Consider the following 13,682-nt stretch of genomic DNA (forward strand, 5'->3'; position numbering starts at 1 on the left):
CAGATCAAGGACGCCGCATAACCTCGCATCAAGCTGCGCCACTCAGGCGAGTTTCAACATCAAGCGGGACATTCCCCTTCGGATCGCGAGACGCAACATTCGGGAACTGGAAGATGATCGTCGAAAATCTGCGGCTGCCGATTGTCTCGGAGAGGCGGGTTGCGTCAACTCCTGTCTTGGCCTGCGCACCAAGTCTGATGAGTTTTCGGGCATTCTGGTAGGCCATGTCAGTCGGGTCGTCTTCCGCTTCACAGGTCGTGGCGACGATAGAGCTGACCGGCACAGCTTTTCGCTTTGCCAATGACAGGGAAAAGCTGAAATTGCCTTCGCCGACGAACAGGACGCTGCCCAACCGCACACGTGCCAAGAAGTCGAATTTCCCTTTCCTTTTGAGTAGCTTCTTGTGCGAGAGTTGCAGGTCGGATCGACCAACGGCCTGCTGTACAGCCTCCAAGAGCGTGGAACCGCGAAATTCGTACATAGAAGCCCCCAACGAAACAAAGATGCGTTCGACTATAGGGAGGCAAGGTTAACGATTGCTTCACCATGCGTTCGGTTGTGCTGTTTCCGGGGTGGGAAGTAAGCCCACCCCGAAAAGCCACGGTATCTCCCAACCGATAAGGGTCTGTTTCCTTGGTCCTATCATTTTGTCCTTGGGCAACGTCTTCATCCTTCCAAAGATAATGACTGCTGCGATCTTCTATCTGCACATTTCATACGGGCAGAGCATGCTGAGTTTGTTTTGGGTGCCGGGTGCGCCGCCGCCGTCCTTGGTCACGCGATCTCGGCCCCGGCGGGTGAACGCGCGTGATTGCTGTCGGGCGTTCCGTTGCCCGACGCTCTTCGATACCACCGCACAGACTCAATCACAGGAATTGGCAAAGGCGATTCAGCGGTCGGTCTTGGTGTTGCCCGCGTGGTTCCTGATTCCTGTGCGTGTTGCCGATCCGTTTCGCCTCTGGCGCTAAATCTCCGTGTCAGGGTCAATCTCGGCTGCATAGGTATCTTGCAGCGTGTTTCTCTCGTGTTTGCAGGCCATAGGCATAGCCTGAGGTCTGCTTGTCCCTTTGGCTGATGTCTCGGACGGCATGGTGTTTCCCTGTTTCTCGGGGGTAACATGGGGGAACCCGTCCAGGACGCGCTCCGATTGATGCACCTGCCGCAGGAGTTGGCCGCTCTTGTGCATGGGTCGCGGATCGTTCCCCACGGATGCCTCAATCCGTGCTTCCCGTGCGAGTTTCCTTGCCAGTTCCAAAGCAACATCACCCACCTTGCCAAGAGTGAGTTTATATTGGCGTTTGTTCCCCTTGATCCTGAACATCACGATGTAGGATCGGGCACCGCTAGGACGGATGCGCAGGCCGAACCCATGCGGTGTTTCGGACCAGATCGTGTATTCCATCGCGCGGGGTGGGGCAGTTGCCACGGTTTCCTCGGTCAGGTCAGGGCGCACCATGACTGCGAGCACTTGGCGGTCGGTATCAACGTGAGGAATGAAAAGCAGGTCGTCCGGGTCCACATCCGCGATGTATTCCTCGGAGACGCGCAGTTCTTCCTTGTAGTAGCGAGGTGGTATGTCTCGGAAGACGCGTTTGGCGCACTGGTCCGAATATCCTTGCAAGCGGAGCGCCCAGTAGGGATCGTGCCTTGCTCTGGCGTCTTTCGGGCCGATGGGTTCCCGCTGCTGCCGCCGAACCATCTGTGCGTCGGTTGGGTTCTTGCGGGGCTTCATGGCGAGACCCCGCAAGTCGTGACCGGATCAGGCGATTTCAGCCTTTCGCGCCCCCAGGTATTCGGCAAGCTGCGGAATGGTTGCCGTGGTGTAGACGGATGGGCCGGAAGCCAGATAAAGGATAGCCCCTTCGCCACCGTTGGCGCGGCCTCCCGCGATCTGGCTGCGCCGCACAAGCGCACCGCCTCCGCTCTTGGCCGGGATGAGGATGAAGTTGTCATTGTGATCTTCCATGACGAGACCCTTTCTGTTGGTTGGCGTCATGGTGAAGGCAGGACGGCCTTCACCTATCAATACAAACCAGACCCTCAGAAGGTGTCAACAATTCATTTTGGTAAGGCACTGAAATCAATTGATGATTCCGCACTCCACGCTCGACGTGGATCGTAGGGCTGTGGTCCGCTGTTCAATCCATGCGTCCAAATCGCTCGGGCGGTAGTAAACCCTGCCACCGTGGCGCACGAATGTTGGACCGTGCGACGACGTACTCCGCAGTTTGGCGAGATACTTGGGGCTGTAGCGAAAGCCGTAGCTGGTGTTGATGTACCGGACAGCTTCATCCGGTCTCAGATGACGTTCCAATGGTGTCACTCCTTCTTGCCGTTGGAATGCCACGCTTCTTGTGGCTGCATTACATACAGTGAAACGCTGATTTCTTTCGGCCACCCATGGCAACTTTTTTGCCCCCATGGCGTAAAGCTCTGAATTGAAGAGACTCTTTTTTCAGTTGTTGTCGCGCTTGAAAGGCAGTCTGCCAGACATATCGTTCAAGGCTCGCCGCAACGGGTCTTCGGTCAGGTGTGCATATCGGGCGGTCGTCTCAGGTGATTTGTGACCCAAGAGCTTACCGATCACTTGAAGGCTCAAACCTTGTGCCGCACCCACCGACGCAAATGTGTGCCGCAGATCGTGGATACGGACATCCGCAATCCCGGCGTGTTCCGAAATACGCTTCCAAGGGCGCTTGAGGTCAGCACGCGGCTTGTTTGGGTTATCACCAGCGACAACATAGGTTCCCGCGCGGGGTAGGTTCTCCAATAACTCAATGGCGGCATTCGACAGATAGACCGTCTTTCGTCCGGTCTTACTGTCAGGCAAGTTCAGCAAGCCGCGCTCCAAATCCACCTCGTTCCAGCGAAGATGCAAGATTTCTCGAAGGCGGCACCCGGTAAGTACGAGCAAACGGAACGCTCCGGTGACATGCGGGGAGATGACTTCGCGCATATTTTTATCTTTGGGGCGGTGCTTGGTCTTGGCATCGGTTCGCAGCGTCCATGGCAGACCGATGGTTTCGGCTTCTTCGAGTGTCTTGGCCAAACTGTCCAATTCGTCTTGGCTCAGGAATCGTTCCTTCGATCCGTCTTTGTAGACCTTCACGCCTGGACATGGGTTGGCCTTCACAAGGCCATGGTTCATCGCGTAGGTGAAAATACCGCCCAAAAGTCGAACGGTTCGTGTTGCCGTACCCTTGCCGCCCGTTATGATCGAGCGCCCCTTCTCCGTGCGTATGTCTCGCGCCGTCTTTCCTTCGGCAACGTCTACTAAAAGCTGCTCAACATCGCGCCGCGTCAAAGAGCTGATTTTCTTTTTTCCGACCAACGGGCGGATGTGACCGTTGATCCGCCCAAGGTCCGTTTTGATGGTGCTCGGCTTCTTGGTCGTCATCCCGTGCTTGATGTAGTCATCACAGAGCTGGTTGACGGTCATTTCGGCTCGCGCCTGCCGTTCCTTTCCAACCAGATCGTTTCCAAGGTGTGCGGATGCCAGATAGGATTCGGCGGCTTTGCGGGCCTCGTCGGTCGTGACTGGACCTGTCGCGGTTTGGTGCCGCTGCTTTAAGTGCATCATGTGCAGCAAAGGAGACGATCTATGGCCACAGGCAGAACAGGTGAATTCTGCAAAAGACGCGTTGCGCATTGCGCGGACCAGCGGGCTGACACGGTGGCGACATCCCGCTTGAAAGCCGTCCCGAAGGCGGGTTGAGGATCGGACCCAAGCCGACGTTCAATATATCACCCGCTATATCCGCAAGGTGCAGCGCGAGAACGGGATCGCTTGATGGGTGTGCTGTTATTTCACGCCGCGCAAGAAACCCGCGAGATCGGCTTTTGGGTGGACAATACCGGCGACCGGCTGTTTCACTGCCACATGATCAGCCACGCCAAAAGCGGCATGATAACAAGGGTGCAGGTGACATGAAAATATGGAGTCTGATCGCCGCGCCGGTGGCACTTGTCCTTGCCGGGGTTGGCGCGTGGCTGGCGCTGCGCGATGCACCGCAGGTCGCCATGGATCCCACCACGCCAGTGATGCCGGCCACGGTGGATATCGCGCAAGGAAAGGCGCTTTATGCCCAAAGCTGCGCGTCCTGCCACGGTGCCAACCTCGAAGGGCAGCCGGATTGGGAAACTCCCGACGCGGAGGGGCGTCTGCCCGCGCCGCCGCACAATGAAACCGGGCACACTTGGCACCACCCCGATCGGGTTTTGTTTCAATACACGAAGCTCGGTGGACAGGACGCTCTGGCGCTGCAAGGGGTGGAGTTCGACAGCGGCATGCCCGCATTCGGCGATGTCCTTACGGATCGCGAGATCTGGAATGTCCTTGCCTACATCCAATCCACTTGGCCCGCGCAGGAGCGCGCTACGCAGGCCGACCGCACGGCTGCCGATATGGCCAACGGTGGGACGTGATATGAAGAAGTTCAGCTCGATGATCGTGATGGCGCTTTCGCTGGCGCTGCCCTTGTAGATAGCGGCTTAGGATCTGTCTGAGGATAAGGCACGCAAACTGGCTTCGTGGCGGCCATCGCGATCTTAAAGGTCCGACCGGCCGAGGCGCAGGCAGCGTTGCCGGTCGAGCTGCTCGCGCACGAACGCGACCCCAATGCGCCAGTTCCGGGCAGCCCTGAGGGTGATGTCACGGTGGTCGCGTTTTTCGACGACAACTGCCGCTATTGCCGGCGCGCCAAGCCCTCGATAGGCTTGGCACAGGCCCTTGGTATCACGGCTACGCCATCATTCGTGATCGGCGACACCCTTGTCCCCGGTGTCGTGGACGTGGAACACTTGCGGACGCTTGTCTCCGATGCGAGGTAACTAGAACAATGAAGACAGCTGCAAAAACGGGCCTGACACGGCGCCATTTTATCGTCACGGCCTCCGCGCTGTTCGCGCCGCCCGTCGCGGGGCCGCTTCTGGCGGATTCCTGGCCGAGCGAGGCGCAGAAAAGCGCGTGGGATGCCGAAGTGACCCCGCCCCGCTTCGACCTTAAGACGTCCAATCCCTGGGGCCTTGATCCGCGCTTTCTTCCGCAACGGGTCGAGGCCCGTGCGGGCCTTGTTCCGGGAAACATCCATGTGGATGCCATCGCCCGTTACCTTTATCATATCGAGCACGGCGGTACGGCCATGCGCTATGGCGTAGCGATCGCACGCGGCGATCTTTACGAGCCCGGCACCTACACGATCCGGCGCAAGGTCCGGTGGCCACACTGGACGCCGACGCGTTCGATGATCGAGCGGGATCCCGAACTATACGCGGATGTCGAAGACGGCATGGAGCCGGGCCCCGAAAATCCGCTGGGTTCGCGGGCCTTTTATCTCTTCGTCGGTGATCGCGACACCTATCTGCGCATCCACGGCTCGCCGGAGCCCCGCTCTATTGGCGGCCGCGCAAGCTCAGGCTGCGTGCGGATGGTCATGACCCATATCAACGCGCTCTATCCGAAGGTTGAAACTGGCGTGACAGCCTACCTGCATCCGCCGGAAGACTATGTCAGCGCGCATAGTTGATCGCAGAAATCGAAACGCCGGATCACACCCGGCGACCTGACCATGCGGGAGGACTGGACTTGATACGAAAATTCATTATCGGCTCTGCGTTTTCGGCCTTGCTGAGCGGCTGCACGGCTGGCGTTGGCACAGAGGACAAGGATCCCGGCGCTATTCCCGAGCAGGTCGTTGCCCTTGCGGCGCCCTACCAGAATGTCGCGACCGCGCGCCTTTTGCCGCGCGACGGATGTTACTGGTATCTTCACGACGGGCCGGTCGAAACAACCTTCTTGCCACTTAGAACCGTAGACGGGCGACCGATCTGCACGGCGTGACAGTAGAACTCTGCGCCAGTGGCGGCGTTTCCGGTCGGTGCATAGCCTGCAAAGATTGCCGAGCGTTTAACCAAGACCTATCGCTTCATTTCACGCGCCCTTTTCGAGCACATTGCGCCATGCATAGAAGATCTCTTCAGCCTCAGTGGTCGCACCATCGCGCGCGATGTCATCAAACATCATCCGCAGATTAACCAAGGTCACGAGATAGGTTTGACTGGGCAAGGGCTTTGTGGCTCATTGGCTGCTGTACTAGTTGGATTGGTGTTATGCTGCTTCTTGCAGGTCTTTTGGGTATGATGGCTGTTGGGGCCACAGCGTTTTTCGGCTTCGATATCGGCGCGGAGGATGCTGAGGATGACGTGCTGAACATGCCTTTGCCAGATGGCAGTGGCACGGATGATCTGCTGGCCGAGGTCGATAATCTGGGCCAAAGCGATCTGCTATCAGACGCGCCTTATCCGCCGGAAAATACTGCCGATCCTGAATGGCAAATCATCACGGGTCAGCCCGGCGCAGATACGATCAATGGATCTGACGTAAACGATCAGATCAACGGCGGTGCAGGGGATGACCTGATATTCGGCGGCTTTGGTGGCGACCAGTTGTTTGGCGGTGCAGGGGCCGACACGGTAGATGGTCAATCGGGTGATGATACCCTGCATGGCGGCGATGATAATGACAGCCTTGTAGGGGGCTCCGGTCACGATCAGATATTTGGCCATAACGGGGCAGACACGCTGTTAGGTGGCGATGGCGATGACAGCCTTGTCGGTAGCGCGGGCAATGATGTTCTTCTGGGGCAGGACGGTGCGGATGCCTTGCACGGTGATTTGGGCGATGATGTTCTGCAAGGCGGGCGTGGGGCCGATACGCTGTTTGGGGGATGGGGCAATGACACGATCAGTGGCGTTGTTGACGATCCGGATGTGCCGGGTATCCAGGATCTGGATGAAGGCGATTATCTGAATGGCGGCGGCGGTGATGACCTGATTTTGGCGGGGCGCGACGATATCATAAGCACGGGCGACGGCGCCGATACCGTGGCGTTGGGCGATTGGCTGTCGCAAGATCATCAGGCGCAGGTCACCGATTTTTCCGCAGCCGAAGATTCGCTGATGGTGATCTACGATGACAGCGTTGATCCTGACCCAGACGTGACGATCACGCAGGATGAAGAAACCCCGAGCCGTCAGCATGTCGAGTTGAACGGGGTGCGGATCGCGGCCGTGGAGGGGACCGATGGTCTGACTTTGGATCATGTCACCTTGATTGCCGAAAGCACTTTGGCCAGTGGTTGGCCCGTCTGACGCGGCAATGGAATTTGGGCTTTCATTTTGCCCGTATATCTACTAAACGCACGCATCCCCGTTTTGCATGGGGCGTTTCTCCATAGGACCTCGCTGGACGACATCCCGGCTTGTGCCCTTCACCCTTTATTGAAAAGGAGACCCCGATGTCGATTACTGTAGAAGAAAAAGCCCGTGTGATGAAAGACTTCGCAACCAAAGACGGCGACACAGGTTCGCCCGAGGTGCAGGTTGCGATCCTTACCTCGCGCATCGCGACACTGACCGAGCATTTCAAGACCCACAAAAAAGACAACCACGGTCGCCGTGGTCTTTTGAAGATGGTCGCACAGCGCCGCAAGTTGCTGGACTACCTGAAAGCCAAGGATGAGGCGCGGTATCGTGACCTGATCAAGCGTTTGGGCATCCGCCGTTAAGCGCTGCGATTTGAACGTCTTGAAAACGCCCGCACCCGTTGCGGGCGTTTTTTTGTTGGGGTGTGGTCGATGATCCCGATGTAAAGCGCAAATTGCTTTCCAAATCGCGCGTTCTGCTGTATGGCGCGCGTATCTGAGACGTGACGCTTTGACCCCGGCGCATGTGAGGATGAAGGGGTCGGCGGCAATGGGGCCGCCATTGAAACGGAGGACCCGGGATACGCCCGGGAGGGCCTCCAGTTAGGAAACGACGATGTTCAACGAAGTTAAAAAATCAATCCAGTGGGGCGAGGAAACGCTGACACTGGAAACGGGTAAGGTTGCCCGTCAGGCAGATGGCTCGGTCATCGCCACGCTTGGTGAAACCTCGGTCATGGCGAACGTGACCTTTGCCAAAGCCCCCAAGCCCGGTATGGATTTCTTTCCGCTGACCGTGCACTACCAAGAGAAATACTATGCCGCAGGCAAAGTGCCCGGCGGCTTTTTCAAGCGTGAGGCGCGGCCTACCGAAAAGGAAACGCTGACTGCACGCCTGATCGACCGTCCGGTTCGTCCGCTGTTTGTGCCGGGCTTCAAAAATGAAACGCTGGTCATGTGCACCGTGCTGTCGCACGATCTGGTCAATGACCCCGATATGGTGGCGATGATTGCCGCGTCGGCTGCGCTGACCATTTCGGGCGCGCCGTTCATGGGGCCGATCGCAGGCTGCCGTGTGGGCTATGAGGGTGGCGACTACATCCTGAACCCCGATGTCGAAGACATGCACGACCTGCGCAACAACCCCGATCAACGCCTTGATCTGGTCGTTGCCGGCACCAAAGACGCCGTGATGATGGTGGAATCGGAAGCCTACGAGCTGTCCGAGGAAGAAATGCTGGGCGCCGTGAATTTCGCGCATGAACAGATCCAGCCGGTGATCGATATGATCATCGATCTGGCCGAGGACGCCGCGAAAGAGCCGTTTGATTTCACTCCGCCGGATTACTCCGAGCTGTACGAGGCCGTGAAAGCCGCCGGTGAAGACAAGGTGCGTGCCGCCTATGCCATCACCGACAAGCAGGAACGCACCACCGCCGTGGCCGACGCCAAAGAGGCGATCAAAGAGGCGCTGACCGAGGCGCAGTTGGAAGACCCCAACCTGAGCGCGGCCCTGAAAAAGCTGGAAGCGACCGTTCTACGTGGCGATGTGGTGAAATCGGGCAAGCGGATTGACGGGCGTAGCCTTGATACTGTGCGCCAGATTGTTTCCGAAACCGGTATTTTGCCGCGTACGCATGGCTCGGCCCTGTTTACCCGTGGCGAAACGCAGGGTCTTGTGGTGACCACGCTGGGCACCGGCGACGATGAACAGATCATCGACGCGCTGCACGGTAATTTCCGCTCGAACTTCTTGCTGCACTACAACTTCCCGCCCTATTCGGTTGGTGAAGCGGGCCGCGTTGGCCCTCCGGGTCGCCGCGAAGTGGGCCACGGTAAACTGGCATGGCGCGCCCTTCAGGCCGTTTTGCCTGCCGCAACCGATTTCCCTTATACCATCCGCGTCGTGTCTGAGATCACCGAGTCCAACGGCTCGTCCTCGATGGCGTCGGTCTGTGGTGGGTCTTTGTCGATGATGGATGCAGGCGTTCCGCTTAAGGCACCGGTGGCCGGTGTGGCCATGGGCCTGATCCTTGAAGAAGATGGTGACTATGCCGTTCTGACAGACATTCTGGGTGACGAAGATCACTTGGGTGATATGGACTTCAAGGTGGCGGGCACCGAAAACGGCATCACCTCGCTGCAGATGGACATCAAGGTTGCGGGCATCACGCCCGAGATCATGAAGAAAGCGCTGGCACAGGCCAAAGACGGCCGCCTGCACATTCTGAAAGAGATGGCCAATGCACTGACCGAAGCTAGCGAATTTTCGGTTCACGCACCGCGGATCGAAACCATGACCGTTCCCACAGACAAGATCCGTGAAGTGATCGGGTCGGGTGGCAAGGTTATCCGTGAAATCGTCGAAGTGTCCGGCGCGAAGGTCGACATCAACGATGACGGCGTGATCAAGATCGCCTCGCCCAACAACGAAGCGATCCAGAAAGCCTATGAGATGATCCATTCGATCGTCGCCGAGCCTGAAGAGGGTGCAATTTACAAAGGCAAGGTCGTCAAGATCGTTGATTTCGGTGCTTTCGTGAACTTCTTTGGCAAGCGCGATGGCTTGGTGCATGTCAGCCAGATCGAAAACCGCCGTCTGAACCATCCGTCTGACGTTCTGAAAGAAGGTCAGGATGTTTGGGTCAAACTGCTGGGCTTTGATGATCGTGGCAAGGTACGCCTGTCGATGAAGATGATTGATCAAGAAACCGGCGAAGAAATGACGAAAGAGGATGCGGCCGACGCGTAAGCGTCCTGACCGTATCGCAAGACAGGGCCCCGGCATCGCTGCCGGGGCTTTTTTGGTGGGCAAAAATTACGCAACGTCAGGTAGAAATTGATTTCAAAGGTATGGAATACCATACGGGACGAATCATAGTTTTTTCCCCATGATCTCGCACGGCGCTTGCTGCAAAGTTACACGTGTGGCGAGTTTCATGTTCCAAGTGCCATTTAAGTGAGTGCCGTGTTCTTAGTAAGCTGGTCGTGCCAGATCACTTGCGGATCTGTGCTCCGGTCAGGCCCCGGTGGAAACGCCGGGGCCGCTACTGCCTCAGCTGTCCGCATGAATCATGTCGGCGGCCTTTTCAGCAATCATGATCGTGGGCGAGTTGGTGTTGCCGCTGGTGATAGTGGGCATCACACTGGCATCCACGACGCGTAGCCCATTAAGCCCGCGCAGGCGTAACCGTGCATCAAGCGGTGCGCCATCCTCGGGGCCCATATGCACCGTGCCCACAGGATGAAAGATGGTGGTCCCGATGTCGCCCGCAGCCCTGATCAAATCGGCCTCGGATTCGGCCGATGAACCGGGTCTAAGCTCTTGCGGGTCGTATTGTTGCATCTGGGCCTGTTGCATAATCTGCCGAGTCAGGCGGATGGATGCGGCGGCGACCTGCCGGTCGCCTTCTGTCGAAAGGTAATTCGGTGCAATCTCGGGCGCGTCTTGCGGATTCGGCGAGGTGATCGCGATATGTCCACGGCTTTCGGGGCGCAGGTTGCACACACTGGCCGTCAGGCCGGGGAAATCGTGCAACGGCTGGCCGAACGCATCCAGTGTCAGGGGTTGAACGTGATACTCAAGGTCCGGCGTGGCCAGATCGGGGCGGGATTTGGCAAACGCCCCCAATTGGCTGGGCGCCATCGACATCGGCCCCGAGCGCCGCAGCAGATACTCCAACCCGATCGCAGCCTTGCCCCACAGTGAATTGGCCAGCGTGTTCAGGGTTTTTGCCCCGCTCAACCGCCACGCACAGCGCAATTGCAAATGGTCTTGCAGGTTTCGCCCGATCATCGGCTGATCAAGCTGCGTTTCGATCCCGTTCCGCTGCAACAAATCGCCGGGGCCGATGCCTGATAGTTGCAAGATTTGCGGGCTTCCGATGGCACCAGCACACAGGATGACCTCGCCACTGGCATGGGCGGTTTTCACGGTGCCGCCCTGTTCGTATTCGACGCCAATGGCGCGCGCGCCGTCCAGCAAAACCCGGTGTGTCTGGGCCTGTGTTTCAACCTTGAGCGTTTCACCACTGCGCGCTCCCAAAAAGGCGCGGGCCGTGTTCAGCCGCCAGCCCTTGCGTTGGTTAACCTTGAAATACCCCACGCCTTCGTTGTTGCCGGTGTTGAAATCATCGGTTTCCGGCAACCCGGCGGCCATGGCGGCTTGTTTCCAGTGGTCCAGAACATCCCAATGCAGGCGCTGGTTATCAACCCGCCACTCGCCGCCGGTGCCGTGCATTTCGGACGGTCCGTCAACGTAATCTTCCGAGCGTTTGAAGTAGGGCAGAACGTCATCCCAACCCCAGCCGGGATTGCCCATTTGCCGCCAGCTGTCATAGTCGGCGGCCTGACCGCGCAGATACAACATGCCGTTGATCGAACTGCACCCACCCAAGCCCTTGCCGCGCGGGTATATCAGGGATCGACCGTTCAGGCCTGCCTCTTCAACGGTGCGAAAACACCAATCGGTGCGGGGGTTTCCGATGCAGTAAAGATACCCCATCGGGATATGAATCCAGTGATAATTGTCACGCCCGCCCGCCTCAAGAAGCAGCACCTTGTGGCCCTTTTTGCTTAGCCGATTGGCCAGAACGCACCCGGCGCTGCCTGCGCCAACGATGATGTAATCCCACTGCATGACGGTCGCCTCCTCAATGCTGTAACGGTAGCGAAATCCCAGCCTGCCGCAAGGCTTGCTCAGACGGGCAGGGCTGTTGTGCTGAACACCGTCCGCAGGGCAAAACTGGATTGCATCTTGGCGACGCTGGGCAGGCGGGTCAGGTATTGGCGGTGGATGCGGGCGAAATCCTCGGTGCTTTCGGCCACGACCTTGAGGATATAATCCGCAGCACCCGCCGTCAGGTGGCATTCCAGCACGTCAGGTATACGCGCCACGGCCTTTTCAAAGGCTTCCAGCACTTCGTCGGCTTGGGTGGACAGGGTGATTTCCACGAATATCGTGGCCGAGACACCCAGTTTGCGGGCATCCAGAAGCGCGACATAGTCGCGGATATACCCTTCGGATTCCAATCTCTGCACGCGCCGGTGACAGGCGCTGGCGGACAGATTTACGCTTTCGGCCAGATCGGCGTTGGAGATGCGCCCACGCTTTTGAAGAACCTGAAGCAAACGACGATCCATCGCATCAAGTGCCATACTTGAAATACCTTTCGCAGATTTCGAACTATATTCGCAGCTTATTCACAAAAAACAAAAAATTGCGACGGAAATTTCAATCCGATTGTGCGCGGTTTGTGAGACTATGATGACACTTCAGGAGGAGGAGCCCCCCAATGAAAATCGGATGCCCGACCGAAATCAAACCACAGGAATTCCGTGTTGGCATGACGCCGAATGCAGCACAAGAGGCCGTGGCGCATGGCCATGAGGTGTTTATTCAGGCCGGTGCCGGTAAAGGCGCGGGCTTTGAGGATGCGGATTATCAGGCCGCTGGCGCCGCAATCATCGACACGCCCGGGGAAATTTTTGCCACTGCCGACATGATCGTGAAGGTGAAAGAGCCGCAAGCGGCTGAACGCAAGATGCTGCGGGAGGGTCAGGTGTTGTTCACTTATCTGCACCTTGCCCCGGATCCTGCACAAACCAAGGATTTGCTGGAATCAGGCTGTACCGCGATTGCCTATGAAACCGTGACCGATGGCAACGGCGGCCTGCCGCTACTGGCCCCCATGTCCGAGGTGGCCGGGCGACTGGCCCCGCAAGTGGGGGCGTATACGCTGCAAAAGGCCAATGGCGGGCGCGGCGTGCTGATGGGCGGTGTGCCGGGTGTTGGCCCGGCCAAGGTGCTTGTGGTCGGTGGCGGTGTTGTCGGCACACATGCGGCGCGGATTGCTGCGGGCATGGGCGCGGATGTCACCGTGCTGGACCGTTCGTTGGCCCGCTTGCGGTATCTTGATGACGTATTTGGCAATGTGTTCAACACCGGCTATTCGTCGGCCGGTTTGCTGGCCGAGCATCTGACACAGGCCGATATGGTGATCGGTGCGGTGCTGATCCCCGGTGCCGAAGCCCCCAAGCTGGTCCGGCGCGATCAATTTCCGACGATGAAACCCGGCTCGGTTCTGGTCGATGTGGCCATCGACCAAGGCGGGTGTTTCGAGACCTCCAAGGCGACCACCCATGCCGATCCGATCTACGAGGTGGACGGGATCATGCATTATTGCGTGGCCAATATGCCGGGGGCCGTGGCGCGCACCTCGACCATCGCGCTGGGCAACGCGACCATGCCGTTCATGCTGGCGCTTGCTGACAAAGGGTGGAAACAGGCCTGCGCCGATGATCCGCATCTGCTGAACGGTCTGAATGTCCATGCCGGGCAGTTGACCTATTACGCCGTGGGCATGGCGCTGGGAATCGACGTGATTTCGCCCGAGAAGGTGATCAAAGGCTAAGGCGCGGCCCCTCGTCGCCCCCGACCGGGGCCGCCTCGGGCGGGGCTGTCCCGGTTTGCGATTTGCA

Annotated in this window: 16 protein-coding genes; 10 read left to right on the forward strand and 6 right to left on the reverse strand. The window is 58.3% G+C overall.

The features are described from left to right. Window positions 1-28 precede the first annotated feature (28 nt). Complete coding sequence (locus HAT86_RS05785) at window positions 29-481, reverse strand: Rossmann-like fold-containing protein (RefSeq protein ID WP_167194352.1); 453 nt, start codon at window positions 479-481, stop codon at window positions 29-31. Between the two features lie 202 nt (window positions 482-683). Here HAT86_RS05785 and HAT86_RS05790 point away from each other — a divergent pair, with 202 nt between their 5' ends. Further along, window positions 684-968, forward strand: a complete 285-nt coding sequence (locus HAT86_RS05790) for a hypothetical protein (RefSeq protein WP_167194354.1) — start codon at window positions 684-686, stop codon at window positions 966-968. On the opposite strand, the gene HAT86_RS05795 is transcribed toward HAT86_RS05790, so the two are convergent. The 3 genes from HAT86_RS05795 to HAT86_RS05805 all read right to left on the reverse strand — a co-directional run bounded on the left by HAT86_RS05795 (window position 965) and on the right by HAT86_RS05805 (window position 3,649). After that, on the reverse strand, window positions 965-1,732 hold the full coding sequence (locus HAT86_RS05795) for an Arm DNA-binding domain-containing protein (protein WP_167194356.1): 768 nt from the start codon (window positions 1,730-1,732) through the stop codon (window positions 965-967). The two genes, HAT86_RS05790 and HAT86_RS05795, sit on opposite strands and share 4 nt — an antisense overlap. Window positions 1,733-1,759: 27 nt before the next feature. Beyond that, the gene (locus HAT86_RS05800) at window positions 1,760-1,966 is read right to left on the reverse strand and encodes a hypothetical protein (protein ID WP_117153525.1); all 207 of its coding nucleotides are present in this window, start codon (window positions 1,964-1,966) and stop codon (window positions 1,760-1,762) included. Between the two features lie 489 nt (window positions 1,967-2,455). Next, complete coding sequence (locus HAT86_RS05805) at window positions 2,456-3,649, reverse strand: tyrosine-type recombinase/integrase (RefSeq protein WP_167194358.1); 1,194 nt, start codon at window positions 3,647-3,649, stop codon at window positions 2,456-2,458. Window positions 3,650-3,790: 141 nt separating this feature from the next. Between HAT86_RS05805 and HAT86_RS05810 the strand changes: the two genes are divergently transcribed. The 8 genes from HAT86_RS05810 (at window position 3,791) to pnp (ending at window position 9,954) form a co-directional block, all read left to right on the forward strand. Beyond that, window positions 3,791-3,931 carry a multicopper oxidase domain-containing protein gene (locus HAT86_RS05810; RefSeq protein ID WP_167194360.1) on the forward strand — a complete coding sequence of 47 codons (141 nt, stop codon included), beginning with the start codon at window positions 3,791-3,793 and terminating at the stop codon, window positions 3,929-3,931. Then, on the forward strand, window positions 3,928-4,425 hold the full coding sequence (locus tag HAT86_RS05815; RefSeq protein WP_167194362.1) for a c-type cytochrome: 498 nt from the start codon (window positions 3,928-3,930) through the stop codon (window positions 4,423-4,425). The genes HAT86_RS05810 and HAT86_RS05815 overlap by 4 nt, the downstream gene beginning before the upstream one ends. A 105-nt stretch (window positions 4,426-4,530) precedes the next feature. Further along, a complete protein-coding gene (locus HAT86_RS05820; RefSeq protein ID WP_331272505.1) occupies window positions 4,531-4,830 on the forward strand; it encodes a thioredoxin domain-containing protein in 300 nt (99 codons plus the stop codon). An 8-nt stretch (window positions 4,831-4,838) separates the two neighbouring features. Further along, window positions 4,839-5,525: a L,D-transpeptidase gene (locus HAT86_RS05825; protein WP_167194364.1), complete on the forward strand. Its 687-nt coding sequence runs from the start codon at window positions 4,839-4,841 to the stop codon at window positions 5,523-5,525. Window positions 5,526-5,584: 59 nt separating this feature from the next. After that, window positions 5,585-5,839: a hypothetical protein gene (locus HAT86_RS05830; RefSeq protein WP_167194366.1), complete on the forward strand. Its 255-nt coding sequence runs from the start codon at window positions 5,585-5,587 to the stop codon at window positions 5,837-5,839. Between the two features lie 269 nt (window positions 5,840-6,108). Further along, window positions 6,109-7,149 carry a calcium-binding protein gene (locus HAT86_RS05835; RefSeq protein ID WP_167194368.1) on the forward strand — a complete coding sequence of 347 codons (1,041 nt, stop codon included), beginning with the start codon at window positions 6,109-6,111 and terminating at the stop codon, window positions 7,147-7,149. 146 nt (window positions 7,150-7,295) lie between these two features. Beyond that, the gene (rpsO, locus tag HAT86_RS05840; protein ID WP_167194370.1) at window positions 7,296-7,565 is read left to right on the forward strand and encodes a 30S ribosomal protein S15; all 270 of its coding nucleotides are present in this window, start codon (window positions 7,296-7,298) and stop codon (window positions 7,563-7,565) included. A gap of 253 nt (window positions 7,566-7,818) precedes the next feature. Then, the gene (gene pnp / locus HAT86_RS05845; protein WP_167194372.1) at window positions 7,819-9,954 is read left to right on the forward strand and encodes a polyribonucleotide nucleotidyltransferase; all 2,136 of its coding nucleotides are present in this window, start codon (window positions 7,819-7,821) and stop codon (window positions 9,952-9,954) included. Window positions 9,955-10,257: 303 nt separating this feature from the next. On the opposite strand, the gene HAT86_RS05850 is transcribed toward pnp, so the two are convergent. Next, window positions 10,258-11,841: a GMC family oxidoreductase gene (locus HAT86_RS05850; RefSeq protein ID WP_167194374.1), complete on the reverse strand. Its 1,584-nt coding sequence runs from the start codon at window positions 11,839-11,841 to the stop codon at window positions 10,258-10,260. 59 nt (window positions 11,842-11,900) lie between these two features. Next, a complete protein-coding gene (locus tag HAT86_RS05855) occupies window positions 11,901-12,359 on the reverse strand; it encodes an Lrp/AsnC family transcriptional regulator (RefSeq protein ID WP_167194376.1) in 459 nt (152 codons plus the stop codon). Between the two features lie 137 nt (window positions 12,360-12,496). Between HAT86_RS05855 and ald the strand changes: the two genes are divergently transcribed. Next, window positions 12,497-13,615, forward strand: a complete 1,119-nt coding sequence (ald, locus tag HAT86_RS05860; protein ID WP_167194378.1) for an alanine dehydrogenase — start codon at window positions 12,497-12,499, stop codon at window positions 13,613-13,615. Window positions 13,616-13,682: the final 67 nt, after the last annotated feature.

This window comes from Roseovarius gahaiensis (genome assembly GCF_011601345.1).
Classification (GTDB): domain Bacteria; phylum Pseudomonadota; class Alphaproteobacteria; order Rhodobacterales; family Rhodobacteraceae; genus Roseovarius; species Roseovarius gahaiensis.